The sequence below is a fragment of the Sporosarcina sp. FSL K6-6792 genome (assembly GCF_038004885.1).
GTDB lineage: Bacteria > Bacillota > Bacilli > Bacillales_A > Planococcaceae > Sporosarcina > Sporosarcina psychrophila.
Genome location: NZ_JBBOSA010000001.1, coordinates 2927839 through 2952655 on the forward strand (window position 1 = coordinate 2927839; position 24817 = coordinate 2952655).

21 protein-coding genes and 2 riboswitches are annotated in these 24817 nt (G+C 40.8%); of the genes, 10 read left to right on the forward strand and 11 right to left on the reverse strand.

Annotated features, from left to right (window positions below):
- Nucleotides 1–30 precede the first annotated feature (30 nt).
- Entirely contained in the window at nt 31–402 is a 372-nt protein-coding gene (locus MKZ26_RS14335; protein WP_445683424.1) for a VOC family protein, read from the forward strand.
- Between the two features lie 270 nt (nt 403–672).
- On the opposite strand, the gene MKZ26_RS14340 is transcribed toward MKZ26_RS14335, so the two are convergent.
- Together MKZ26_RS14340 and MKZ26_RS14345 are read right to left on the reverse strand one after the other, a co-directional pair.
- Nucleotides 673–1290 (reverse strand): NAD(P)-dependent oxidoreductase, encoded by a 618-nt coding sequence (locus tag MKZ26_RS14340; protein ID WP_340766597.1) that lies wholly within the window; start codon nt 1288–1290, stop codon nt 673–675.
- Between the two features lie 31 nt (nt 1291–1321).
- Nucleotides 1322–2029: a sulfite exporter TauE/SafE family protein gene (locus tag MKZ26_RS14345; protein WP_338654321.1), complete on the reverse strand. Its 708-nt coding sequence runs from the start codon at nt 2027–2029 to the stop codon at nt 1322–1324.
- A 165-nt stretch (nt 2030–2194) separates the two neighbouring features.
- A riboswitch (SAM riboswitch) is annotated at nt 2195–2306 on the forward strand.
- A gap of 178 nt (nt 2307–2484) precedes the next feature.
- On the opposite strand from MKZ26_RS14345, the gene MKZ26_RS14350 reads away from it, so the two are divergent.
- The 4 genes from MKZ26_RS14350 to MKZ26_RS14365 all read left to right on the forward strand — a co-directional run bounded on the left by MKZ26_RS14350 (nt 2485) and on the right by MKZ26_RS14365 (nt 6350).
- Entirely contained in the window at nt 2485–3510 is a 1026-nt protein-coding gene (locus MKZ26_RS14350) for a methionine ABC transporter ATP-binding protein (protein WP_340766598.1), read from the forward strand.
- The gene (locus tag MKZ26_RS14355) at nt 3500–4162 is read left to right on the forward strand and encodes a methionine ABC transporter permease (RefSeq protein ID WP_067204226.1); all 663 of its coding nucleotides are present in this window, start codon (nt 3500–3502) and stop codon (nt 4160–4162) included. Before MKZ26_RS14350 ends, MKZ26_RS14355 begins: the two co-directional genes overlap by 11 nt.
- A gap of 107 nt (nt 4163–4269) precedes the next feature.
- Nucleotides 4270–5130: a MetQ/NlpA family ABC transporter substrate-binding protein gene (locus MKZ26_RS14360; RefSeq protein ID WP_340766599.1), complete on the forward strand. Its 861-nt coding sequence runs from the start codon at nt 4270–4272 to the stop codon at nt 5128–5130.
- Nucleotides 5131–5150: 20 nt separating this feature from the next.
- On the forward strand, nt 5151–6350 hold the full coding sequence (locus MKZ26_RS14365; protein WP_340766600.1) for a M20 family metallopeptidase: 1200 nt from the start codon (nt 5151–5153) through the stop codon (nt 6348–6350).
- A gap of 544 nt (nt 6351–6894) precedes the next feature.
- On the opposite strand, the gene MKZ26_RS14370 is transcribed toward MKZ26_RS14365, so the two are convergent.
- Entirely contained in the window at nt 6895–8409 is a 1515-nt protein-coding gene (locus tag MKZ26_RS14370; protein WP_340766601.1) for an acetyl-CoA hydrolase/transferase family protein, read from the reverse strand.
- 131 nt (nt 8410–8540) lie between these two features.
- Nucleotides 8541–9185, reverse strand: coding sequence for a LytTR family DNA-binding domain-containing protein (locus MKZ26_RS14375; protein ID WP_340766602.1), 645 nt, complete (start codon nt 9183–9185; stop codon nt 8541–8543).
- A gap of 240 nt (nt 9186–9425) precedes the next feature.
- Here MKZ26_RS14375 and MKZ26_RS14380 point away from each other — a divergent pair, with 240 nt between their 5' ends.
- Nucleotides 9426–10058: a CBS domain-containing protein gene (locus tag MKZ26_RS14380; protein ID WP_338654330.1), complete on the forward strand. Its 633-nt coding sequence runs from the start codon at nt 9426–9428 to the stop codon at nt 10056–10058.
- A 163-nt stretch (nt 10059–10221) separates the two neighbouring features.
- Here the strand turns inward: MKZ26_RS14380 and MKZ26_RS14385 are convergent, their stop codons facing one another.
- The 3 genes from MKZ26_RS14385 to MKZ26_RS14395 all read right to left on the reverse strand — a co-directional run bounded on the left by MKZ26_RS14385 (nt 10222) and on the right by MKZ26_RS14395 (nt 13024).
- Complete coding sequence (locus MKZ26_RS14385; protein ID WP_340766603.1) at nt 10222–11484, reverse strand: MFS transporter; 1263 nt, start codon at nt 11482–11484, stop codon at nt 10222–10224.
- Nucleotides 11485–11578: 94 nt separating this feature from the next.
- Nucleotides 11579–12415, reverse strand: coding sequence for a class I SAM-dependent methyltransferase (locus tag MKZ26_RS14390; protein ID WP_340766604.1), 837 nt, complete (start codon nt 12413–12415; stop codon nt 11579–11581).
- A 126-nt stretch (nt 12416–12541) separates the two neighbouring features.
- On the reverse strand, nt 12542–13024 hold the full coding sequence (locus MKZ26_RS14395) for a hypothetical protein (RefSeq protein ID WP_340766605.1): 483 nt from the start codon (nt 13022–13024) through the stop codon (nt 12542–12544).
- A gap of 1195 nt (nt 13025–14219) precedes the next feature.
- Between MKZ26_RS14395 and MKZ26_RS14400 the strand changes: the two genes are divergently transcribed.
- Nucleotides 14220–15209, forward strand: a complete 990-nt coding sequence (locus MKZ26_RS14400; RefSeq protein WP_340766606.1) for an AraC family transcriptional regulator — start codon at nt 14220–14222, stop codon at nt 15207–15209.
- 5 nt (nt 15210–15214) lie between these two features.
- Here MKZ26_RS14400 and MKZ26_RS14405 read toward each other — a convergent pair whose 3' ends face one another.
- Complete coding sequence (locus MKZ26_RS14405) at nt 15215–16447, reverse strand: MFS transporter (protein WP_340766607.1); 1233 nt, start codon at nt 16445–16447, stop codon at nt 15215–15217.
- Nucleotides 16448–16588: 141 nt separating this feature from the next.
- A riboswitch (cobalamin riboswitch) is annotated at nt 16589–16780 on the forward strand.
- A gap of 265 nt (nt 16781–17045) precedes the next feature.
- Here MKZ26_RS14405 and MKZ26_RS14410 point away from each other — a divergent pair.
- The gene (locus MKZ26_RS14410) at nt 17046–17273 is read left to right on the forward strand and encodes a hypothetical protein (protein WP_340766608.1); all 228 of its coding nucleotides are present in this window, start codon (nt 17046–17048) and stop codon (nt 17271–17273) included.
- A 1052-nt stretch (nt 17274–18325) separates the two neighbouring features.
- On the opposite strand, the gene MKZ26_RS14415 is transcribed toward MKZ26_RS14410, so the two are convergent.
- A complete protein-coding gene (locus MKZ26_RS14415; protein ID WP_187046304.1) occupies nt 18326–18502 on the reverse strand; it encodes a hypothetical protein in 177 nt (58 codons plus the stop codon).
- A gap of 120 nt (nt 18503–18622) precedes the next feature.
- On the opposite strand from MKZ26_RS14415, the gene MKZ26_RS14420 reads away from it, so the two are divergent.
- The gene (locus MKZ26_RS14420; protein WP_340766609.1) at nt 18623–20563 is read left to right on the forward strand and encodes a translation factor GTPase family protein; all 1941 of its coding nucleotides are present in this window, start codon (nt 18623–18625) and stop codon (nt 20561–20563) included.
- A gap of 574 nt (nt 20564–21137) precedes the next feature.
- The gene (locus MKZ26_RS14425) at nt 21138–22295 is read left to right on the forward strand and encodes an alpha-hydroxy-acid oxidizing protein (RefSeq protein ID WP_340766610.1); all 1158 of its coding nucleotides are present in this window, start codon (nt 21138–21140) and stop codon (nt 22293–22295) included.
- 77 nt (nt 22296–22372) lie between these two features.
- Here the strand turns inward: MKZ26_RS14425 and MKZ26_RS14430 are convergent, their stop codons facing one another.
- Both MKZ26_RS14430 and dctP read right to left on the reverse strand, forming a co-directional pair.
- Complete coding sequence (locus tag MKZ26_RS14430; RefSeq protein ID WP_338654347.1) at nt 22373–22981, reverse strand: class I SAM-dependent methyltransferase; 609 nt, start codon at nt 22979–22981, stop codon at nt 22373–22375.
- Nucleotides 22982–23485: 504 nt separating this feature from the next.
- Entirely contained in the window at nt 23486–24781 is a 1296-nt protein-coding gene (gene dctP, locus MKZ26_RS14435; protein ID WP_067204191.1) for a C4-dicarboxylate transporter DctP, read from the reverse strand.
- Nucleotides 24782–24817: the final 36 nt, after the last annotated feature.

The window sequence follows — 24817 nt, forward strand, 5'->3', positions numbered from 1 at the left end:
AAAAGATTACTGAATAGGGGGATTATTTTTGTGACAAGTTTAAAAAGTATCGGCCAAATTGGGATTCCTGCAAAAGATATTAATCGAGCTATTTTATTTTATAAAGATTTACTCGAACTGCCGCTTTTATTCAACACAGACACAATGGCTTTCTTCGACTGCGACGGTATCCGCTTAATGCTTAGTCTTCCCGAAAAGGAACAATTCACAAACGCAAGTTCCGTCCTTTATTTCCAAGTAGATGACCTCACACAAAGCTATAGTCAGATGAAAGAAAAAGGAGTTTCATTTATCGACAAACCACATGTCGTCGCAAAAATGGACTCCACAGAAACATGGATGGCGTTTTTCAATGATACCGAGGGGAATACGCATGCGCTAACTAGCGAAGTGGAAGTTTAAGTCGGACTATAAGTGTTACACGTGAAACAAAATACCGATTTGGATGGCTTTATGATTGGTCGCCATTCTTTGTCCATAAAAAAAGGTTGCCCCGTCAGTTATGAAAAACTGATGGGGCAACCTTTCATTTGTTTAATCAAACTTTAGAAAATTCAATTTGATCCTGCAAGTCTCCAGCTAGGGGTGTTAATGTCCCTGCCGATGCTGAAATTTCTTTCAACTATTTTCTGTACAAAAGTAGCACTGTCAACGACAGTACTACTCTGTTTATTAATATGAAATTCCTACACGAAAACCGATATTGTCACCTTGCAGTAGTTCATCGAAAGCAAAAGCAGCTGTGTCACCCACGGATATTTGTTTACCGTCCTCTGGCAACAAGTCGCGCTCAGTTCTGTAGTCCCCCACTGCAACACCATCCGGTAAATAAGTAGGGCAGACAATTGTCCATTCAAGCCCCGATTGACGCAGCATGTCATACACTTTATGGTGCTCCTCCGCCGCAAAAGTTAGCCTGCGATTTGTATCTCCAGCTTCATAACGCAGTTTTTCGGGATCAATCTTACTTTGCAAGATGCCTGCTGTCCCAATTGTGACTAGCCGATTAATTCCTGTATCCTCCATCGCTCTTATCATATGAGGAACTGCCTCAGTCAACGTTGTTGTCTGGTCTGTGCCTAGCGAACTGAATACAACATCCATTCCAGCAATGGCATACGAAACTTCTACAACATCACGGACATCACCTTGGATAATCGTCAACCTATCATGTGGCGCCAATTTCTCAGGTGAACGAACGAGTGCCGTCACTTCATGCCCTTCTACCAATGCTAATTTTAGGACTTCCCCACCCACACGCCCCGTTGCCCCAAACAATGCGATTTTCATAAGAAACATCTCCATTCTATAAATTACTTTCTCATTTTATTAATAAATAAACGCCTGTAAATAGTAAAATACCATATGTGAAGATCCGAAAGGTCTTTTGACTGATATGACGGAATAGTAGTTGTCCTAGATACAATCCAGCAAATACTAGCGGTAGTGCCATTCCGATTGAGGTCCAAATACCTTTAGTTGTACCAACAAAAAGCACTTGAATGAGTAGACTAACGGAATAGATGAATAAATAAAACGCGAGTGTCGTTGCACGTAATGTTTCTTTTTGCATAGCCGTTCCTGCAAAGTAGAGCAAAAGCGGCGGACCTGGCATGCCAATTCCTGTCGTCAATGTACCAGATAATCCGCCAACAACAAAGTCCCCACGTTTAGTTCTCTTAATTCGAAGGTTCAGGACAAGTAGCAGTGTTAGCAAAAGAAGAACAATGCCTATGCCCGTTTTCAATTTGTTGATATCCGCCGAAATGAACAAAATGATACCAATTGGCAGTCCAGATAAGCTCCCGATTATCAACTTTTTTAATAGATCTGTATCCACATCTTTACGTATTTTAGCAATAAGTGCGCTTGAAATAACAAGCGACAAAACTAGGTTTATCTGAATGGCCTCCATCGGATTAAAAATCATGAGTAGAAAAGGTGTCGCCATGATCGAAAAACCAAATCCTGTACTTGTCTGTAAAATGGACGCAAAAAGTATAATGCTAATAAATATGAAAATTGTCATTCTAACACCGCTTTCTCTATCACTTTAAGTGTATCAGAATCCTTAAATTGTTTTTGGTTATTAGTAGTCTGAATTATTTTACTTTAGTAAATTCATTGACTTTCCCTAATTTGCACACTAGAGTTAGATTCAATTCTTGCAACAATCGAATAGCACTACATCACTTTCTTATCCAGAGAGATCGAGGGACAGGCCCTATGACATCTCGGCAACAGGTTCATGACCAATGAACACTGTGCCAACTCCTACAGACGCGTATGCGTTTGGAAGATGAGAACGAGATGGCTTCTTTTATTAGAATCCCTCTTTTTCTTATCTATTTTAAGAAAAAGAGGGATTTTTTTCGTTCTTACAACTGTCTAGCTTCAGCGGCCAGATGCTCGGGGTCACAAGTCATTTTGCTAGTTGCATCCATTGTCCGCACAGAATTAACGAAGTACTTAGGGGGTCAATACATGATTGAATTTAAAAATGCATCCAAGACGTTCGCCCTTGGGAAGCGTGAGGTACATGCGGTAAAAGATGTTTCTCTTTTCGTTGAAAAAGGTGAAATTTTCGGCATCATCGGTTTTAGCGGCGCCGGAAAAAGCACATTGCTACGGTTAGTAAATATGCTTGAACGCCCGACTTCAGGCTCTGTTTTCATACGAGACATCGACGTCAGTACATTATCCTCAAAAGATTTACGGACGCAACGTCGCAACATCGGCATGATTTTTCAGAACTTCAACTTGCTGAACTCACGGACAGTTGCAGGAAACATCGCGTATCCTTTGAAACTTGGCGGAATGCCAAAAAAAGCAATTGCGGAACGCGTCGAGGAATTATTGGACTTCGTTGGCCTGGCCGATAAAGCTAAAGATTATCCGGACCAACTATCAGGAGGGCAAAAACAACGCGTAGGTATAGCCAGAGCACTCGCCACTTCACCAGATATCCTAATCTGTGATGAAGCCACATCTGCACTAGATCCTGATACGACCGCCGATATACTGCGGTTGTTGAAAAAGGTGAATAAGGATTTGGGTATTACAATCCTCCTTATCACACATGAAATGCATGTCATTCAAACAATTTGCGACAAAGTAGCGGTCATGGAAAATGGAGAAGTAATCGAAACGGGTGATGTTTTTGAAACATTTACTGATCCTCAACATTCGACAACACAACGATTCATCCAATCCGTACAGCAGGATCTACCTTCAGAAAAACTGATTAATGAGTGGCAATCAAAAGGTGGCACCAAATTATATCGAGTTATTTTCAAAGGAGATATTGCAAGTGATCCTGTTCTTTCAAAAGTTACACGTAAACATGATGTTGATTTCAACATCGTTTACGGTTCAGTTCGAGAATTACAGGAACGATTTTTTGGCAATCTACTTGTTTCATTTGAAGGAGAAACGGATGCTGTAAGCCGTGTATTAAAAGAACTTGAATTAATTGTAGACATAGAGGAGGTCCTAAAAGATGAACGTTGATTGGCTTACATTTTGGCCCCGGATTGTAGAAGCAACCGGCGAAACACTGATCATGGTAATTGCCACTCTCGTTTTTGGTTCCATTTTTGGAATTGCAATTGGCCTGCTATTATTTGTCACTAGGCAAAATAATATCTTGGAAAACAAACTTGTTTCTCAAATATTAAATATAGTCATTAACATCGTTCGGCCTGTTCCGTTCATCATCTTCTTAGTAGCCATTTCACAACTGACAAGATTAGTTGTCGGGACAACCATCGGAACCGCAGCAGCCATTTTTCCGATGACAATTGTTGCAACATTCGTCATTGCCCGAGTTGTTGAAAATAACTTGGTCAGCATTGATCCTGGCGTTATTGAAGCAGCACAGGCAATGGGTGCAAGCCCTCTTCGGATTATCTTCACGGTTTTGATACCAGAAGCATTGGGTCCACTTATTTTAGGACTTACCTTCGTTTCCGTCAGTCTTATCGATTTCTCGGCAGTTGCCGGAACAGTTGGCGGCGGAGGTCTTGGACATGTCGCGATGACTTACGGTTACCAACGGTTCGACGGCAGCGTCATGCTCGTTACGGTCGTCATTTTAATCATCATGGTGCAATTGGCACAATGGCTTGGCAATACACTTTCTAAAAAAATCATGCGTCGGTAATCTGGGAAAAGTGCACGATGCCCGCTTAGACGCGACAGGCATAAGCCGAGCTAGACACTGTTCTAGGTCAAAAAATACAATCATTCAACTAAAAGGAGACGAATTAAATGAGGAAATTATGGTTAGTAAGTTTAGCAGTATTAACTGCTGTTGTACTCGCTGCTTGCGGCGGTAAAGAAAGCGGAAATAGTGATACAGTCAAAGTGAAAATTGGTGTCAACGGTGCAGATGGTGTCCAATGGCCATTGCTGAAAGAAAAAGCGGCAAAAGAAGGCATTGAAATCGAACTTGTCGAATTCGCAGATTACACATTGCCAAATAATGCACTTGCACAAGGCGATATCGACTTAAATGCATTCCAACATTTCTCGTTCCTATCCCAATATGTAAAAGAAAGTAAAAATGAACTTGTTCCAATTGGCTCGACGATGTTTGCACCACTTGGCGTTTACTCTGAAAAAATCAAGGATATTTCTGAAATCAAAGAAGGCGACAAAATTGCGATTCCAGATGACCCTTCAAACCAAGCACGTGCGCTACGCCTACTAGAAAGTGCTGATTTAATTTCACTTTCAGATGACTTCGGATTGTTTGGTGATCCGACAAAAATCACTGAAAATCCATTGAACCTAGAAATCATTCCAATGGTTGCTCAACAAACAGCTCGTATATTGCCAGATGTGACTGCCGCGATAATTAACAACGGAATTGCTGGACAAGCAGGATTTTCACCAGGAGAGGATCCACTCTTTAGAGAATCAGGTGACGATGAGAGTATTTACCCATATGTGAATTTAATCGTAGCAAGCGAGAAAGAAAAAAACAATAAAACATTCAAACGCATCGTTGAGTTATATCAAGAAGAAGATATTGAAAAAGCTATCGAAGAAGATACAAAAGGCGGATCATATCTTATTAAGTTAACGCAGGAAGAGATTGATACCGTCTTTGAAGACCTAAAAAAATAATTGAACTGGGGGCATTCATAATGAGCATTGTAAATGAAAAGACGAACATATTATTCCATTCAATTGAACAGAACCATGACTTATATATTCAAACGAGTCAGGAAATTCATGCAAACCCGGAAATCGGAAACGAAGAAGTGTATGCAAGTGCTAAACATGTTGCGCTGTTGGAAGATGCAGGGTTTGAAGTAAAAACAGCGGTTGCTGGTCATGAAACATCGTTTTATGCTGTGAAAGACAGTGGAAAAGAAGGTCCGACAATCGCTTACCTTGCTGAATATGATGCACTTCCTGGGTTAGGACATGCATGCGGACATAATATTATTGGAACAACAAGTGTTGCAGCGGGGATTGCACTTGCCGAAGCGCTTCCTGAAACGGGCGGCCGCGTTGTCGTTTTAGGCACACCAGCTGAAGAAGGCGGTCCGAATGGCAGCGCAAAAGGCAGCTTCGTTAGACACGGTTATTTAAAGGACGTAGATGTTGCGCTCATGATCCATCCATCTGGAAAGACAGCTACAACAGGTGAATCACTCGCTGTGGACCCACTCGATTTTCATTTTTACGGAAAACCAGCTCACGCATCAGGTTCTCCTGAACAAGGTATCAATGCGTTGGACGCTGTCATCCAACTGTTCAACGGCATTAACGCCCTACGTCAGCAGCTGCCTTCTGATGTCCGTATCCACGGCATCATTACGCACGGCGGCGATGCACCAAACATTATTCCAGAATACGCTTCTGCACGTTTTTACATCCGTGCGGAATCTTGGCAGAAAACAGTCGAGACTTCTGACAAAGTCCGGAATATTGCTGAAGGCGCCGCCCTTGCAACGGGTGCAACCGTTAAAATTGAACGTTTCCAAAACGAAGTGAAAGACCTCGTACTGAACTCCGTATTGGATGAAACGTTACACGTGGAACTTGAAACACTTGGCGAAGTCGTCCATACCGAAAAACGGAAAGGCAAAGGTTCGACGGATGCGGGCAACATTAGCTATGTAGTTCCGACTGCACATCCATACATTAAAATCGGGCCAGATGACTTGATTGCCCATACGGTTGAATTCAGGGAAGCTGCAAAATCGGAGCTTGGCAACCAAGCATTGATTACAGGAGCGAAAGCACTTGCGTCTACGGGGTATAGGCTGCTAACGGATGCCGAACTTCTTCATCGCGTGAAAGAGGAATTTGAAAGAGCACTTGCAGCAAAAGCATAACAGCAGTGTGATGAATTGATCCGTTCGCGGGGGGGATATGGTTCGGTCTCTCATGCTATTATGCTCGGGTCGTACGCTATATGATTGGTTAGCTTGCTTATATGCTCGGGTCGCACGATATATGATTGGGTAGCTTGCTTTTATGCTCGGATCGCACGATATATGATTGGTTAGCAAGCTTATATGCTCGGGTCGCACGTTATATGATTGGTTGGCAAACCTATATGCTCGGGTCGCACGATATTTGATTGGCTGACAAGCTTATATGCTCGGATCGCACGATATATGATTGGTTAGCAAGCTTATATGCTCGGGTCGCACGATATTTGATTGGTTGGCAAGCTTATATGCTCGGGTCGCATGCTATTTGATCGGGTAGTAACTTATATGCTCGGGTCGCACGATATTTGATTGGTTAGCAAGCTTATATGCTCGGGTCGTACGCTATATGATTGATTGGCAAGCTTCATGTTATCAAATAACCCCCACCATACAAACAGAAAAAGGGTTACCTCAATCAGGTAACCCTTTTTCTATTTGTTTATTATACCAACTCTTCAACAAGCTCTCGCATTGTTCCGTTCTTCGCCAAATTTGCATGCCATGAAAATGCTTTTTCCAAGACATGTGGCGTATGACCGCCTCTTTTAAGCGCCTCTTCGTAATACGCGCGAAGTTGCTCGCGGTACATCGGGTGTGCGCAACGTTCGATTATGAGTTCCACACGTTCCCTTGGGGCAAGTCCGCGTAAATCTGCATAGCCTTGCTCTGTCACGATAATGTCTACGTCATGCTCTGTATGGTCCACATGTGAAACGAAGGGGACGATACTTGAAATGTTACCGCCTTTTGCCGTTGACTTCGTAACGAAAATAGCAAGGCGAGCATTGCGGGCGAAATCACCTGATCCGCCGATACCGTTCATCATCTTCGCCCCTGAAACATGCGTCGAATTGACGTTGCCGTAGATATCGAGTTCAAGTGCTGTATTGATGGATATTAAGCCGAGACGACGGATAATCTCCGGATGGTTCGAAATTTCCTGCGGACGCATGATAAGCTTGTCTCGATACTTTTCAAAGTTATTAAAGACTTGATCCATCTTCTCTTCAGATAATGTAATTGAAGCACAAGATGCGAAACGTACTTTTCCTGCATCAATCAAATCGAACACAGAATCCTGCAGTACTTCTGAATACACTTCTAAATCCTTGAACTCTGAGTTGATCATTCCGTGAAGAACTGCATTCGCTACCGATCCAATTCCTGACTGTAATGGTGCCAGACGTTCAGTTAATCGACCTGCTTGAATCTCAGTACGAAGGAACGTTAATAAATGCTCTGCCATAATTTCTGTTTCTTGATCAGGCGCTACAATCGTAGAAGGAGAATCCAGTTGATCAGTGAAGACGATTCCTTTTACCTTTTTCATGTCAATAGGAATGCCAATCGTACCAATCCGGTCATCTACTTTCATTAACTGAATCGGCGACCGTTCACCCTGTTTACCCGGATCGTATAAATCATGCAGCCCTTCCAATTGCGTAGACTGCGCCATATTAATTTCTATAATAATTGCTTTTGCATGTTGTGCGAACGTCAATGAGTTACCAACCGAGGTCGTTGGAATAATCATTCCGTCTTCCGTTATTGAAACCGCTTCCAAAATTGCAAAGTCAATTGGCTCGACAACTTCAGCACGAATAAGTTCTGCGGTATGCGACAAATGATGATCCACAAACAGAAGATCGCCGTCATTAATCTTTTTCCGCATCGTTGGATCTGCTTGGAATGGTAATCTTTTATGTATAATATCAGCTTCAGCAAACAATCTATCGATATCAGACCCTAACGATGCGCCCGTAAACACATTCACTTTGAACGTTTCCGTTTCCGCACGTTTCACCAATGCCAGTGGAACCGCTTTTGCGTCACCCGCACGTGTAAATCCACTTAACCCTAGCGTCATACCGTCTTCAATCCAAGACGCCGCCTCTGTCGGTGAGACAACAACGTCTCTCAATTGAACATTTTTAATTCGATCCATATGATTTTCCATCCATAGACGCCTCAATTCATAACTTTTAGTTAATTTTAACTTAAGCACTTACATGAATGAGGAATTAGGCGTTGGACAAGGAATTATCCGGTGAAGCACTAAAATACATGATTAAAGCAGCACGGATCAAGTTAAAACCCTAAAAGTTTACGAAAGTAACTGGAATAGGATTGGCTAACTGGTATTCTTGTTCCATTATCCATTTCCAAGACAAAAGTCGAGTGCGTATCAGGATAAATTCCCTTGATGTGATGAACATTAACGATAAAGGAGCGATGGCATCGTACAAATGACTCTCGCGGCAATAAATATTCAAACTCTTGTAACGTATTTTTATGAGTTCCTGAAAAACCCTCCGCCATCACATATGTTTTCCGATCCTTCACCTCAACATATTTTACGCTTGCGAAAGGAACAGGAATCCATCCATCATGTGTCTTTACGGTAACGACAGATTTCCCATCCGTATACACGGGGTAAATCGCAGTTACACACCCCTCTAGTTCCCCGTCATGATAAAACGGAACCGCCATCCCATGATAAGGGACACCAAACACATCGCGGTTGATGAACTCCGACACTTTTTGTTTCTGGGAAATAGCCTTCTGTGCGATCGTGCCTTCCTTCACGGGATCCCCCGGCCTAATTTTTAAATCAACCCGCTTGCTGGGCAGATAATAGAGGTACTCCTCCGTATTCGACACCACTATAGAGATTTCATCTGAAAACACTTCCCCAATGACATCTAACATTGCACTGAGACTTAAATTCTCCATTTTTATTACCCCTTTTACTCATTTCACGATTTATTCTTTTGCGTTCTTTCTATTATACTAGAAGTTCGTGCAATTGATTGGCAAAAAATATGGAACCCCTTTGGAGTCTATGTATACTGGGATTAACAAGATTTGTTGTATAATTAATTGTACAACTTCCTATATCTTGATTATAATAAATACTATCATAGACTAAAAATTGTGATAATAACAAAAATGAAATAACGAGGAGGAACAAGCATGCATGTAAGAGACCTACTTTTAGAGCGACTTGACGTTGCCACAGTGAAGATCGATCAAACCGTGAGAGAAGTGCTGGATCAAATCAATGCGAGTGGATATAGATGTATTCCCGTTGTTGACAGCGAAGACTTCTATAAAGGTATGATTTATAAAGTTCACTTGATAGAATATCTGTACGAAGACAATGGGGATGAGAATTCAAAAATCGACCATTTGTTGAAGCATCAAGATACATTCATAACAGAACGTTCCTCTTTTTTAAGTGCACTCATCGAAATTAAGTCACTACCTTTTTTAAGCGTTGTAGAAAACGAGAAACTCGTTGGGATATTAACGCATAATAGAGTTGAAAGTGTGTTGGAAGATGCCTTCGGATTAAAAACGGGGGGCATCAATCTTACGCTATCTTCAACTGAAGCTAAAGGTATGATTGAAAAACTGACGAAAACGTTACGCGGTGAAAATATTGAAGGCATGTTTACGCTGGATAATGGCTCCGTTCTTGCTAGAAGAGTAGTTATCACACTTGAAAGTGGAAAGACTGATGCAGAAATCGATAAACTAACCGAAAAACTTGAAAAAGGCGGTTTCAGAATTCTGCAAGTCGATAAAATCGATAAAGTTGATTGAGAGATAAAGTTAAACTTCAATCAGAGGCGGTTTTCTTCATCCCCCCACTTACTCTTCTCGCATCCTTGAAGACTTAAAGTGGGGGTCTAACTGCCCGTTAATGCGAGATAAATCGAAAAGCGTTGCACACATCCTACAATGTGTGCAACGCTTTTCAATTTTATTATGTCGTTGTTATCTTCACATCTGGTTCAGGAACACGTGAGAGAATAATGATTCCGATAATGAAAAGGATTATCAGGCTGAATACTCCGTATGCAGAGCTTCCAGTCATTTGGGCAGTCACTGCTACCAGTAAAGGCCCCATGACGGACGCAAATTTACCGAAAATATTATAGAAGCCGAAAAACTCATTCGACTTTTCTTTTGGTACAAGCCTTGCAAAATATGAACGACTCAATGCTTGAATGCCGCCTTGTGACGTTGCAACAAGCATCGCCAAGACCCAGAAGTCCATCGTTGTTTTCATGAAAAACGCATAAATACACACAATGATATAAACACAGATTCCCACGTATAACATCTTTTTCCCGGAAAACTTCTGCGCCAATTTGCCGTAAAGAATTGCGAATGGCGCCGCCACAACCTGCGTGACAAACAAGATAATAAGAAGGTTTTCTGCGCTAATCCCTAAATCCGATCCGTAAGCCGTGGACATTGAAATAATTGTTCCAACTCCGTCTATATAAAAGAAATAAGCCAATAAAAATAAAAAAACTGTCCGGTATTTGCGGATTTCTTTAAATGTACCGCCAAGACGTCTGAAACTGCTTGCCAATAAATTTGGTTCACGCTTAATACCATGGATTTGATGAACATTTTTGACCATCGGAATTGTGAACACAAACCACCAAATCGCTGTAATGACAAAGGCTATCCTACTTGCGGTTGACGTCGTAAGTGGAATAATCTCTTTACCAGCCAAAAGAATAATAGCAATACTGATAATGAATGGAATCGTGCTCCCGATATAGCCCAACCCGAAGCCCCTTGCCGATATCTTGTTCATTCGCTCCTCTGGTGTAACGTCCACTAAAAATGCATCGTAAAATATATTTGCCCCATGAAAACCAACGGCTGTAATGGTATAGATGATCAATAACCATAACCAGTTACCGCCCGGTACGAATGCCAATGAAAGTGTCGCCGCAGTCCCCATCAGGAAAAAGAATAGAAAGAACTTCTTCTTTAATCCTTCATAATCGGCAATCGTTCCTAAAAGAGGTCCAATCATCGCGAGTATGAACGTTGCAATAGCAACTGTATACCCCAAATAAGCAGTTGAATTCGACATACTCACGCCTGCATCCGTCGCCACCGCCTTATAATAAAGCGGAAACACCGCAGTTGTGATAATAATCGAATATGCCGAGTTTGCCCAGTCATAGAAAATCCAACTGTTCTCCTCTTTACTGTACTTCTTCACGCCCTCATTCCCCCTCTCACTCCCTACTTACAGTTTACAATAAGGGGTGTTGAAAAATAATGAAAAATCAAAACTTTACAATCGTACAACTTCACTATTCTGCGATAAATACGTAGGTTGACATCGGTTTAATCGCATGATTCTTTTGCGCTTCTTCTAACAAAATCACTTCAGATTGAATTAGTGATTTTAGTTTTCCAGGCAGATCAACAAGGTTATTAATCTCCTCTTTGTAATCAGCTACGGTCATCGCAATTTCCCATTCCGCATCTTGTAGCTTAGGAGAATGTACGGATTGCTCATTTACAATTGTCCAGCCTGCATTTTCGACAACACGCTTTATATCCATTGGTGTAAATAAGGTACGTATATTTGAAAGACTGCTTTCTTTGAAGCACTCATACTGGGATTGAATAAGCACGGCCAAGAAATGAGGGTATTGCTCAATCATTTGAATTCTTGAATCCCATTCAGCAAAACATAAGGTCTTGCCCCATTTTCTAACCTTCTTTAAAATCCCCTCAAGTTCCTCAAATGATTTTAAGTACCAGGAACAATGTGAGAAAACAATATAGTCAAAACTTTTTTCAGGAAAATCTACCTCTGCTGATAAAACATCAACGTTAAACTCCATTTTAAGTTGCTTTCCTAACTTAGACCGCTGTAAATAACGAGCAGAATCACCTACAGTTATCGGGGCTCCGTAATCTGGAGATGCAATATCTATCCCGTGAACAAATCCTTGTTCTCCGACGATATAAGCTAACGCAGCCGTCGTATCCCCCTGTCCACAACCGATTTCTAAAACACTACTTCCTTCTTTTATTCCCCAGGACTCAACGAGCTTAAGGCGATGCTCCGTCTGAATTCGTTGAATCTCGTCACTGGAAGCCATACATTCTACAATGTTCGTAATCACGTGATCTTTCATATACACACCTCATTTTATGTACGTATTTGAGTCCACAATCTCCACCCAAATACCTTTCTAAAACTTCTTTTCGCCAAAGCCTCCTATTTCCCCTTTTTTATGCAATTACCAAGTACCCAAACAAGGTTACTTACTTTTATTATGCAATTCGAATGACTCTTCAAGGTCACCCCATTTTACATTTACTTGTATAACTTCATCTTCGTTTATTTTTGTTCCGCCTTCTGAAGCCCCGCTAGCTGTAAATAATAGCTCTTCAGGGGGCCCATCAAATTCTTTCGTCGTTTCCCCGCCACTAGAATTCGTTTTATGAGCGTATTCAAGTTTCCTTATTGAAGACAACTCTTCTAAAGAACCTTTGTATTTCAATAAAAATTGATAGCTATCTTCGTTGGAATACGTTCTATCGCCGTTATCTTTCTTCCACACTTCCGTTCCCCTATATACATATTCGGCTTCCCAGTGTTCACTTTCTCCTTTAAATTTGTAATCATTGCTAACCCTTTTTGCACAAGCTGTTAAAACCAATATTACTATTAATAACATGATTATTTTCTTCAAAGTAACTTCCTCCCTCAAAGTTATTGAATTAAACTTTTCCACTTTCATCGTTTAAATCCTTTTAAGATGCCCTCGCTTTCTTTATGCAGGTATACATTTGTTCAACATATAGAGTGCATAAAAGATCGAGTAAGTTTATTTCTTATGTTTTCAATCAATTTCCCATTACCCAAATTTTAACACTAAACGTAACTGTTGGTTAGTTTTTAACTTAACCAAATACACCATTAACAAGAAATGAAGGATGCATCATGTGCCTGTTGTACTTTCATTCAAATCTTGGATCATAGTAAAATAACTTCTCAAACTTTGATTATCCTATTTTTATAACGTATTACCAAAATAAAAAAGAGTCCCTATAGCCCAAAAATTGTATTCACATTCCCCTTCTAAATGATAGAGTTGCTATAGGACAGTTCCCTCTGTTAGGGATGATTATATATGTTGAACAAATGAATACGGCGTATGCGCTTTACAAAGGTTTTTGGGAGGACGCTAAAAAAAGTCCTAATACCTGGTATGAATTAGAAATCCTGCTAATACCGCTTCGACGCTTTGTGGATGCCTCCCGCGATAAGCCAGAAAGAAGACCTCTTTCAGTCTTATCGCTCCGGCTACCACGAAGTCGCGCCTTCGCTAGATGGTCTATGTGAGAAAGATCATTACATTATCTGTGATGAAATCTGCAAACCGGAGTACGTCTTTCTTGAATATAAGTAGTATCAACTAGTAATCACCTTACAATCTCGCCATATACATTTCAAAATGACATTTCTCTCGATAATGAACAACCTAGCGCAGGCGCGGCAAAGGGGTCGCCGAAGCCGTGAGACTGGATGCGAAACGCCAATCCAGGCTCAGGGTAAGCCACTGAAAAAGTTCTTTTTTATAGTAAGAACTAGTTGATTGTAGTGAAGAGCGGCGACTCCGGCGGGTACAGCGCGAGCTGAAGACCCCGCAGGAAGAGCCGTTACGAAGAACGGCTTTTGCGAGCAAAAGCGCTAGCGTTGGGAGCACGGGGCAAGAATGCCTTAATTTCTGCAAAGAACACAGAAATACGGCAAATCGAACTCTTTGCTGTTCGATTGGCTGAAGCCGTGCCCGCGGAAAGCGTCCGCTCGGAACGGAAATCAACGGGATTGAAGGAAATTGTTCTTTTTCAGTGCCCTGGCTCAGGGCGAGAGGCATCCCCAAAGCGCCAAGTATTCTACAATCCACACTCCGAATTAAAACTCTCTCATTATTGAGCACCACAACAGATTCAATGGGATTCTTTAATTCAACATATATAGCTATTTATAGAGCAAAGAGGCAGGCGATTGATATCCAACAGTTAATTTTATTGCAGCAAGTAATCGATTATGTGGAAGACCATATTAAAGAGGACATTAAACCTGAGGAACTAGCTAAACTGGTCGGTTATTCTCCTTATCATTTTTATAGGATTTTTAATAACCATGTTGGTTATACAATTATGGACTATGTTTTAAAAAGAAAACTGCAATACGCGTTATATGAATTAGTAAAAGGCGAAAAAATAATTCAAATTGCATTAGATTATGGATTTGAGACGCATTCTGGCTTTACAAAGGCTTTCAAGAAATTTTTTGGCAGTCCACCAAGCTTATATAGGCTCCACTGTCCGCTATCATTGCCTCAAAAAATTGACCTTTTGAGCCTTAGGCAAAAAAAAGTAGGTGGCATTGTTATGCAACCTAAAATTGTTCAGAAACCAGCTTTTACTATTGCGGGTAAAACATTTGAGAGTGTTATCGAAAATGTCTTTTACACAAGAGATGCACCTGCCTTTTGGGACCAAAGAATTTCCCCGGATGAATCAATCGAAAGCACTCTGTACGAAGCATTGTCTCCCAAAAAACATGGAGAATATTGTATCAATCTTAGTAGCGTCGAATTAGAAGATAGATTTACTTATTTATTCGCGGTAAATTATGATCGAGATGTTCAACTACCTGCTGGACTAACAAAACTGCAAATTCCAGATGCTACTTATGCGGTTTTTAGGACTCCACTTGTTGAAGTCGAACAGTTTGTCTCTTCCATCAAGGGAACTTGGCTCTATATTTTAGAAGATTGGCTACCTCAATCTCTTTATGAAGTCGATGAAACATGCTATGACTTTGAGTATTACGATGAACACTGTCATGACTGGGATTATGAAAAAATATATATGGAAATTTACTTGCCGATCAAAGAAAGAAATAGAGAGTGATCGATTCACTCTCTAGACTTGTTTAAGACAACTTTATATAAAAGTAATACAGGAGTTAACAAAATTGCACTAACAATGATAGCAATTTTTATCGTAAAGCTCGATGCTACAATCCCAATTACCGGACCACCTCCAATTTGACCAATGGCGTCCACTTGTCCCTTAACCGAAAAGAATGTTGCACGTACAGAGGAATCAGGAATAATTTTATTAAGCCAAATATCCTCTAATGGATACATGACTTGCCTTGTCACTTGAATGATTATATAAAAAATTAGCAAGCTGATCATATACGTTGAGAATGCAAAGCCAATTAATGAAATGACGATGAAGAAGCTGGCCACCAAAAGAACAACATAAATCTGCCTTAGATTTTGGTGGATAGCACTTCGATTCATCAAATGGAGTGCTGCAAAGGAAATAAGCACGACAATGAACTGAATTCCCCCCATTATCACAACTAACTTCTCATTCGTTAACGAAGATATATTTGAGACCTCCAAAAAATGAGCGATCCATAATCGGTCAAAACCTTCACTATAAAACCCAATAAATAAAGAAATGAGAAATAGCATCCTTATGATGAAGCTCGCTTTGGAATAGGAAATAATATTGCCCACATTCTCCTTCATACTTCCAAGCGTAGATATTCTTCCTTCTTTATCTAACGGTTTGAAGTTTTCTTCTTTCATAAAAATCATTAAATAGACGGCTAATCCAATCATACATAGCCCGCCGATAATGATTGGTAGGTTAATCATAAAATAGCCCATTAAAATACTGAGCGGAATAGCTATAATTTGTCCAAGATTACCTGCCTTTGCCCCTTTTATAAACGCTAGTGAAGCACGTTCCTCCCCTATTTCATCTGCAATCCAGGCTTGCTGAGAGCCGCTAGTAAATGTATAGCCAATCCCCCATGCAATTTGAGCCACTAGCACTGTTACAAAATAGGGAAATACCCCTTCAATTAAAAAACCGATTCCTATTAATATATACCCAATTATTAAAGATAACTTCCGACTTTTTAAATCCGAAACAACCCCAGTTGGAATCTCAAAAAGAAAAACGGAAAGCTCCAAAACGGTCCCAATTAACACAAGTTGAAGCGGATCAAGCTTCACAGTTTGCACATGGTACAACAAGTTCACCGTAAATATAAATGTGAAAAATAATTGTGATAAGAAGCATGTAGAAATATAAACTCGATATGGATCTGTTGTTTTTATTTTATTCATTTTCTATCCCCCCAGCTTGATTATAGTAAGAGGGATAGACATTTTCTTGTCCAAATTTGCGGTAATGGGCCATTAATGAACCCCTTGTTTAGCAATCGTGTTAAGTCAGACAATATGTATGTTATAGTAAAAGCACAACTGAATAACGTGTAGAAATTAGGTGCTTTTTTACGTTTGTATAAAAGCTTAAAAGGGAAGTTCGGTGAAAAACCGACGCTGTCCCGCAACTGTAAATGGGAGTACTCTTTTCAAATCCACTGTTCGTTACGAATGGGAAGGGAAAAGAACGCGATGATCATGAGCCAGGAGACCTGCCTATTTCAGTACACACCAATTCCCTACGCGGATAGGAGGTGTTAAGTGCGGCTATGATCGAGCAATTTCTTGTAAAAGCCGCCGTACGAAAGAACGTAATACAAAAGAAACATAAGAGGACTCAATACCTCTTATTTCACTGTGCAGTCAATAGTGTACTTCTGTTTACGAACCATTCGTTACGGCAACAAGCGACCATACAAATTTACGCATACTAGCATCTTCCTTACGTTTAACTAGGAAGATGCTTTTTTATTTCCATAAAAGAAAGGGATTTTAGCCAATGAAACTTGGAACAAAAGAATATTATCTGGATGCATTCAAACATGTCCTAATGACAAACCTCATCATAAGCGAATCACAATCACTGTCTTCAACCTTTTCTTATTACGAAGAACAGATTGGAAAAACAACGACTATAAACGAAGAGGTAAAAAAACTTTATTCACATAACCTCCAAAAAGCATTCGATGAAATCAAACACGAAGTAATCGGTTCACCAGAAGATTAAGCTGAAAAACCAACCAGTAAATAACTGAATCCAACACTATATATGTTGAACAAATGAACACGGCGTTTACGCTTTACAAGGGCTTTTGGGAGGCCACTGAAAAAGCCCTAATAATTAGAGCAAATTAGAATTCCTGCCTATACCGCTTCGACGCTTTGTGGATGCCTCCCGCGATAAGCCAGAAAGGAGACCACTTTCAGTCTTATCGCTCCGGCTACCACGAAGACGCGCCTGCGCTGGGTGTTCTATTTGAGATAGCGCATTTCATTAGCTGGGATGAAATCTGCAACCTGGATTGTGGATTTCTGGACTATAATTATATATGTTGAATCCGGTATATATACTGAGCGAAGGCGCCTTAACAGGGGTAGCCAACCGAACAACGAAGAGTTCGGTTTGTATAATTTCTGCGTTCTTTGCAGAAATTATACAGTTAATTCCAAGATATTATTCCAGATAGGTTAAAGAATACCTCATCTGGCTTATGGCGGGAGGCATCTCCTAGCGCCGTAGCGGTTCAATGGAATTCTTTATTTCAATTTATATAGGTTCAAATAGTAATCACCTTACAATCTCGCCATATACATCTCAAAATTACATTTCTCTCGAAAATATACAACCTAGCGAAGGCGCGGCAAAGGGGTCGCCGAAGCCGTAAGACTGGATGCGAAGCGCTAATCCAGGCTTAGGGCGAGAGGCATCCCCAAAGTGCCAAGCGATCTACAATCCACAACCCGAATAACAGCTCTCTCATTATTGAGCAACACAGCAGATTCCATGGGATTCTTTAATTCAACATATATAGCCGCTTCTTGTACAATTACTTTGGATTGCTTTGAATTGAACGACCTCTATATGATTACCGAGATGTCTTGATGTGTAGGGATGCGACAGGATTATCTAGGAGCAATGAACTGCAATTCCTAGCCACATTTGCCCATCGGTAAAGATGTTATGAATAGTTCGCCGAAAGCGGACTGGAAATGATCCAGTGAAAAAGGCATCAAAAAAAGCGTGGCAGTCATAATAGACTTTCCACGCTTTTAATGTACTTACAGTTCCTGATAATTCCTCTGATGCGTACCACCGTCTTTTACATCTGCATGATACAACGCTTTTAACGCAAAACTCTTCTCTAAGTCAAGCTCTGCCATTATCTGTTTCAGACGTTTTGACAGCTCTTTATCATTCTTTACAAGCTGTTCCATTTTCGTTCTTGAATATTTCAAAATCTGATTCCTCCTTCACATTCAGTTTGTCTTTACAGTATAACACCTATTTAAGGTGATTCGCCCAATTCAGATTTGCTATACTACTGGTAGTAGCAAGAAATGGACAGGAGCGACATCATGTATAAAACAATTGGCATACTTGCACATGTAGATGCAGGAAAAACAACTTTTTCTGAACAACTGCTTTATCATACAAAAAGCATTAAACAGAGAGGGCGCGTGGACCATAAAGACGCCTTCCTCGATAGCCATACAATTGAGAAAGAAAGAGGTATTACGGTTTTTGCAGACCAGGCATCCATTTCCTATAACGGATCTACCTACTACATTATCGACACACCTGGACACGTCGATTTTTCTCCTGAAATGGAACGCGCAATTCAAGTAATGGATTATGCCATTATTATCATTAGCGCAAGCGATGGCGTGGAAGGTCATACGGAAACCGTGTGGCAAATGCTCCACAAACATCGGGTACCTACATTCTTTTTCATCAATAAAACGGATCGTGAAGGAACCGACATTGCAAGTGTACTCCATGAAATTCGCACCAATCTATCGGAAGACATCTGTGACCTTACATCCTCTTTCAATGAAGGAATTATGGAAGATGAACTCATTGAATTTATCGCAGAACGTGATGAAGCACTTCTTGAGACCTATTTGGAATCAGGTTACGACAACGATTTGTGGCTTGCAACATTAAAGAAAATGATTAGCGACAATAAAATCTTCGCCCTCTCCAGCGGTTCTGCACTCAAGGACATTGGTGTCATGGCGTTTTTCGAGAAACTCGATTTATTGACAACAACTTCTTACGATGATGATAGTGATTTCGCTGCACAGGTCTATAAAATCCGCCATGATGACAGTGGGAATAGGGTCACTTTCCTTAAATCACTAAGCGGTACGCTAAGTGTCAGGGATGGAGTGAATTATGGAGATTTCACGGAGAAAGTGACACAGATACGCGTCTATAACGGTAGTAAGTTCAAAGCAATCGACCATGTTCATGCCGGTGAACTGTTCGCCGTTACTGGGTTAACGCAAGCATCCATTGGTGACGGTGTCGGAGCGCTAAAAGAAAAAGCGACCTTTGACATGATGCCTACCCTTAAGTCAAAAGTTATTTTTGACGCTGCCATCCATGTGAAAGAAGTACTTCGATGTTTTAACCTACTCGATGCGGAGGATCCTTCTTTGCGCGTCTTCTGGGATGAACATTTTCAAGAAATTCATGTTCACGTTATGGGCGTCATCCAGCTCGAAGTACTCCAACAAATTGTTAACGAGCGTTTTTCGATTCAAGTCTCCTTCGGTGAACCTAAAATCCTGTATAAGGAAACCATTGAAACATCCGTAACGGGTTATGGTCATTTTGAGCCTTTAAGGCATTACGCGGAAGTACATCTTTTAATTGAACCAACCGAAAGGAATAGTGGCATACAGTTCGACAACGTCTGCCATGCAAACGATTTACTTATTGGTCACCAAAACGTAGTACGCGGCCATTTATTCGAACGAGAGCATCATGGGTTATTAACCGGCTCAGCTCTCACAGATGTCAAAGTAACGTTACTGACAGGCCGAAGTCATAACGAGTACACATCTGGTGGCGACTTTAGAGAGGCTACTTTCCGGGCACTGCGACAAGGTTTAGAACAAGTTCCCAATACGTTGCTCGAACCCTACTACGATTTCAAAATAAAAGTGGACTTGGATAATATGGGAAGAGTGCTGTCAGACATTCAACAAGCACATGGCAGCTTTGACGCACCAGAAACAATTGGCGAAAAAGTTATTGTAAAAGGGCGTGTGCCAGTTGCTACATTTATGAATTACAGCACCGTCTTTGCTTCATTCACCCATGGTAAAGGGACGCTTAGCCTGTTATTCGGGGGCTATGACCGTTGTCATAACCAGGAACAAGTCATTGAAGAAATCGGTTATAACAAAGAAGCGGATCCCGAATACTCGTCCACTTCCATTTTCTTGACCAAAGGAAAAGGCTATTCCGTTCCGTGGGATGAAGCCGAGAAGGCAATGCATTGTTTATAAATAAAACCCATTGTCATGTCTGTTGATTAACCAAAGTAACCAGTGAGTAACGTGATAACCTACTGGGCGCTATGTGTATAGTTGACTTTGGACTGCTTTGGATAGAATGACTTCTATACGATTACCGGGACGTCTAGACATGTAGGAATGCGACAGGCAACTATTCGCAACAGGATTACTGAAAAGAGTGTGGCTAGAAGTGACGGAGTCACTTCTAGCCACACTTGCCTCACGGTAAATATGTCGTGATTAATTCGCCAAAAGCGAACCGGAAATGATCCAGTGAAAATGGATTATTCCAAGCCCTGCTCACCAGTATTTTATTCGAATAAATGGTTAATCAACAGACGTGACCCATTGTTGTTTTATTCATGTAGCACAGACCACCTGTACTTTTAGACTATTTAAAATAAATCGCGATTGACTTTAATTTCAAATGAATATACGATTACTACTATTATTAATTCTATGAAAAACTTCTTAGAAGAACGGCCAGCTAGTAAAACTTATTTCAAAGATTCAAGTGTTTTTTATTAAAAGAAAACCAATTTCCTTATGAAGGGTATGAATCGATTTGACTTTAACTAGAAACAACGACTTACTATTACAAAACATCACACCTGATGAATCATTTCCGGTTTCATTCAAAGAATTAGAAGCGGCTGCAAAAGAAAAGATGCCCGCTGGTGCATTCGGCTATATCCAATCCGGGGCGGGTGGCGAAGAGACGCTACGAAAAAACGTCTCCTCTTTTTCAAATTTTTCCATTGTCCCTCGATTTCTAAATGATGTTTCTACATTGGACACGTCTGTAAAATTATTCGGCCATACATATCCTTTTCCTCTATTAATTGCACCTGTGGGCATGCAAAAAATCGCACATGAAGAGGGCGAGATTGCTACCGCTAAAGCAGCAGCCACGCTTGGCATTCCATTCATTCAAAGTACAGTATCTGGTTTTTCAATTGAGGAGATTGCAGAAGCTACTGGCGACAGTCCAAAATGGTTTCAGCTCTACTGGTCAAGCACTAACGATGAAATTGGTTATAGCATGGTTAAGAGAGCCGAGGAAGCTGGTTTTGAGGCCATTGTCTTAACAGTTGACACAGTGATGATGGGATGGCGTGAAGAGGACGTACGCAATCAATATTCCCCTTTGAAGCTAGGCTTTGGCAAAGCGAACTATGAAACAGATCCGGTATTTTTGTCCTCCATTCCAACTAACGATTTTGACTCCATCATTCAAGGGATACTGGATAATGTTTACCACCCTACACTAAGTTGGGCCAAAGTCATGGAGTTAAAGAAAAGAACGTCCTTGCCAATCCTCTTAAAAGGGATTTTACATCCAGAAGATGCAAAGCTTGCTATCCAAAACGGCATTGATGGCATTATCGTTTCAAACCACGGCGGACGTCAGCTTGACGGGGTTATTACTAGTATTGATGCCCTACCAACAATCGTAGAAGCGGTAGGAGGCAAAATTCCTGTACTATTAGATAGCGGAGTTCGTCGGGGCACAGATGTTGTCAAAGCGCTTGCACTAGGGGCTGATGCAGTTTTAATTGGCAGGCCATTCGTGTACGGATTAGCGGTAGATGGACAAAAAGGCGTTGAAAAAGTATTGGAGAATATCCTTCAAGAAATGAAAGTTTCCATTTCATTATCGGGCGTTTCTGCTTTAAAAGATCTTCGCAACTTACTAACAACGAATTCTCCTAAAGCTTTTTAAAGATAACGAAATACTTCATCTATAAGAGAAAAGTAAAGCCACGTTCCGCCTGGAACGTGGCTTTACTTTTTGTCCAATTAATCTCCAAGTCGAAACACCAAAAAAAGTTCATTAGGATCTTTTTCATGCATGCTGGACACCTTTACTCCCTTTATCAGCTCAAAAGGAGTGCTTGTTTCAAGGAACTCAATATAATCACTCGTCGGATAATAAAGGATAATATCTACAGATCGCTTGTGCTGGTCGACTGACCGTAGAACGTTAGCAATAACCGTCATGAAAATCTGGATTGAAAACGGATTGAAGAAATAAAACCGGTTATCCTCCGCCTCCACTTCATATTCCTCTGCCAGACAGCATTCAAAGCTGATGTACGTGTTTGACCGTTTGACTTTTTGCATATAACTTGCTTGGTTTTCAAGTGCTTCTTGATACAGTTGCCCGCTCATTTCAATGCCTGTAACCGAAACACCACATCGATTATGTATATAAAATGGCAGCCTGCCTTTGCCACACCCAAAATCCACTAATCTGTCGGTTTTCTTTAATTCATAGACCTCAAAAAAATCATCCAATGCCTTATAGGGTGTCGCTTCGTAGCGGTTATAATGAGAGGACTGATGCAGCCATTCACGCACTCCAACAGTATTAATGCGCAGTAACCGATCGCATTCTTTATCATACATAGCCATTTCTCCCAACTTGTTTATACCCATTGTATCAAAACACCCGAAAAAAACTTGGACATTTTGAAAACATGCCCAAGTTTTTTATTCTAGATAAGTTGAAATAAAGATTCCCTTTAAATCCGCTACAGCGCTTGGGGATGCCTCCCGCCCTAAGCGAGGGCACTGAAAAAGTACGATTTCCTTCAATCCCGTTGATTTCCGTTCCGAGCGGACGCTTTCCGCGGGCACGGCTTCAGCCTCCTCGTCACTGCGTTCCTCCGGGGTCTTCAGCTCGCGCTGTTCCCGCTGGAGTCGCCGCTCTTCACTACAATCAACTAGTTTTTACTATAAAAAAGAACTTTTTCAGTGGCTCCCCCTAAGCCAAGCAGCTTCGCCGCCTGTCCTAGGGCATCGGCTACTCCTTATAAGGTACCTTCGCTCAGTTTATTTAGGTATCCAATTGTTCAGCATATATACTCTTTGCTGTTGTGGCATTATACGCCTCAATGTCACTTTCCATCCTTACTTAAGCGTCGAGTTCAATACAGCTACTTGCCCAGCCTTCTTGGTGGCTTTCATTTCGGAAATAGCTTCCAGATGTTTCGTTGTATCAAATTCATTAACACTTTTCGCCACTACCATTGTAGCGATTCCGTTTCCGATTAAATTCACAATCGCACGTCCTTCACTCATAAAACGATCCACTCCAAGAAGCAATGCTAACCCTTCAAGAGGAATAATTTGTAATGCAGCTAAAGTTGATGCTAAAACGATGAATCCGCTGCCTGTAACGCCCGCAGCTCCCTTTGAGGTTAACATTAATATTAATATTACTGTAATTTGTTGTCCTAGTGTTAAGTCGACACCAAACACTTGCGCCAAAAAGACGACCGCCATTGAAAGATAAATAGATGTACCATCAAGATTAAAGGAATAACCTGTCGGGATTACGAGGCCAACAACAGATTTTGATGCTCCGTAACGCTCCATCTTATCCATCATTCTTGGCAGAACAGATTCTGAAGAACTTGTACCTAAGACGATTAGTATTTCTTCCTTGATGAATTTCAGGTAATTCCATAAGCTAAATCCATTCATCTTACAAATGATATTTAATATGACAAAGATGAATAAAAACATCGTAATATAGACTGACATCATTAATTTACCCAGTGGTACCAGTGAAGTCAGCCCGTAATGACCAATTGTATATGCCATCGCTGCAAATGCGCCAATCGGGGCTGCTCTCATGATATAACCTATAATTTTAAAGAAGACGAGCGAGAGTTTATCCATGAACTCTATAACCAATTTGCCCTTCTCGCCAAGAGCGGCAAGGCCTACACCAAATAAAATGGAGAAGAATAACACTTGTAGAATATCGCCTTTTGCAAACGCATCGACCATATTAGAAGGAACAATCTGAGTGACAAACTCAATCCAGTTAATACTTTGTCCACCTTCAGCAGTATATTTTGATACATCGCCTTTTTCAAGTTCATTGTAGTTGAGTCCTGCTCCCGGTTTTACAAGATTAACAACGATTAACCCAATAACAAGCGCTAATGTTGTAACAACCTCGAAGTAAATAAGAGCCTTACCACCAACTTTACCAACCTTTTTCATATCTCCCATTTTCGCGATCCCAAGTACAATCGTTAAAAATATAATAGGGGCTATGACCATTTTCACAGCATTTATAAAAGTATCTCCTAGTGGCTTCATTTCTTTTCCGACGTTTGGCCACACGAGCCCTACTACTACCCCAATCACAATTGCGATTACTACTTGAACGGTTAAATTCTTAAATATTCTCACCTTTAATCCCCCTTTAAACTGAATACTTCATCATTA